The sequence below is a fragment of the Microbacterium sp. zg.Y909 genome (assembly GCF_024626565.1).
The window spans coordinates 1-2088 of sequence record NZ_JANJFJ010000564.1 but is presented as its reverse complement, the minus strand read 5'-3'; the positions used below and the strand labels follow the sequence as shown (position 1 = coordinate 2088).

At 71.6% G+C, this 2088-nt stretch carries 2 protein-coding genes and 1 pseudogene; all 3 read left to right on the top strand.

Annotation, left to right across the window (positions count from 1 at the left end):
- Nucleotides 1-803 (top strand): ornithine carbamoyltransferase (gene argF, locus NQ160_RS22855; RefSeq protein WP_257517313.1); only part of this gene is annotated, 803 nt, incomplete at its 5' end.
- Complete coding sequence (locus tag NQ160_RS22850) at nt 782-1879, top strand: DUF1624 domain-containing protein (RefSeq protein WP_257517312.1); 1098 nt, start codon at nt 782-784, stop codon at nt 1877-1879. The genes argF and NQ160_RS22850, both read left to right, overlap by 22 nt.
- A 4-nt stretch (nt 1880-1883) precedes the next feature.
- Nucleotides 1884-2088: pseudogene (locus NQ160_RS22845) on the top strand (argininosuccinate lyase); the annotation flags it as partial.

Sequence of the window (2088 nt, the reverse complement as noted above, 5' to 3'; positions counted from 1 at the left end):
CGGTCGCGGTGATCTTCGACAAATCCTCCACCCGCACGCGGGTGTCGTTCGCCGTCGGCATCGCCGATCTGGGCGGATCCCCGCTCATCATCTCCATGGCGAGCAGTCAGCTGGGCGGCAAGGAGACTCCCGCCGACACCGCGCGCGTGCTCGAGCGCCAGGTCGCGGCGATCGTCTGGCGCACCTACACGCAGGCCGGGCTGGAGGAGATGGCGGCAGGCACGCGCGTGCCGGTCGTGAACGCCCTCAGCGATGACTTCCACCCGTGCCAGCTGCTGGCCGATCTGCTCACGATCCGCGAGCACAAGGGGGAGCTCAAGGGGCTGACACTCGCCTTCTTCGGTGACGGATGCAGCAACATGGGCCACTCCTACGCCCTCGCGGGCGTCACTGCCGGCATGCACGTGCGCATCGCCTCGCCCGAGATGTACGCCCCGCGAGCCGATGTCGTCGCCGACGCCGAGCGCCGCGCCGCCGAGACCGGGGGGTCGCTCACGCTGTACACCGATCCGGTCGCGGCCGCCGCGGGCGCCGACGTCATCGTCACCGACACGTGGGTGTCGATGGGCAAGGAGGAGGAGAAGGCGGCGCGCCTGCAGGAACTCGGCGCCTACAAGGTGACTTCCGAGACCATGGCGCTCGCCGCGCCGGATGCCACGTTCATGCACTGCCTTCCTGCGGACCGCGGCTACGAGGTAGACGCCGAGGTCATCGACGGCCCGCAGAGCGTCGTCTGGGACGAGGCGGAGAACCGGCTGCACGCGCAGAAGGCGCTGCTGGTGTGGCTGCTGCGCCAGCAGTAAGGACGCTGAACGCGCCCGGCCGGCTGGCCGGGATCGATCTGGCGCGCGGGCTGGCCATCGTCGGCATGCTCGCCGCGCACCTGCTGGACGGGCAAGCGCCGGACACGCCCACCTGGGTGGGGCTGGCCGACGGTCGTTCGTCGATCGTGTTCGCCACCCTTGCGGGGGTCTCGATCGGCCTGGTCACCGGGGGGAGTGTTCCCCTCGCCGGCTCCGCGATGCGGACGGCTCGGGGACGACTGGCCGTCCGTGCCGGCGTGCTGTACGTCATCGGCCTTCTGCTCATCGCCACGGGTGTGCCGGTCTACGTGATCCTCCCCGCCTATGCGCTGCTGTTCCTGCTCGGCATCCCGTTCACCGGGCTCGGCGCCCGCGCCCTTCTGAGCGCGGCCGCGGTGGTCGCCCTCGTCATGCCGTTCGTGCAGGCCTGGCTCGACCGGGCGCCCTTCTGGGACACGGCCGTGGGGGAGCAGGTCGCGCTGCTCGTGGGGTGGCACTATCCGTTCCCGGTGTGGATCGCGTTCATCCTCGCCGGCATGGGCTTGGCGCGCATCGATCTGCGGGATCTGACCACACAGCTGCGCGTGGTCGTCGCGGGCGCTTCCCTGTCGATGCTGGGGTACGCTCTGGCGCTGTTTTCCGGCGCCAGCGAGTTCGATGAGGCGGTGTCGGTGTGGGGCGCGGTGTGGACGGCACGGCCGCACTCCAGCGGCATCCTCGAGGTCATCGGCTCGGGCGGATTCGCGATCGCCGCGATCGGGGTGTGCCTGCTGCTGTGCCGCACTCCGCTGACCTGGGTGGTGCTGCCGCTGCGCGCTGCCGGCGCCATGCCGCTGACCGCCTACGTCGCGCAGCTCCTCGTCTGGGCGGTGTGGGCGTGGCTCGCGCTCGGCCGCACCGAGGGGCTCGCCGAGTTCCGGGCGCTGCACCCCTTCTGGCCGATCACCCTCGGCATCCTCGCCGGGTGCACGCTGTGGGCGCTGCTGCTGGGCCGGGGACCGCTGGAGCGGCTGCTCGCGCTGCTCGCACGCCGCGCCGTCCCTGGAACGGCCGAGCGGTCGGCCCCGGTAGGCTGACCAGGTGAGCGGAAGCAAAAGTGAAGGCACGAACGCGGGCGCACTGTGGGGCGGACGGTTCGCCTCTGGCCCCTCGCCGGAGCTGGCGGCGCTGAGCCGCTCCACTCACTTCGACTGGGCGCTGGCCCCGTACGACATCGCCGGCTCCCATGCCCACGCCAAGGCGCTCGCCGCCGCGGGCTATCTGACCGCCGACGAGGAAGGGCGCA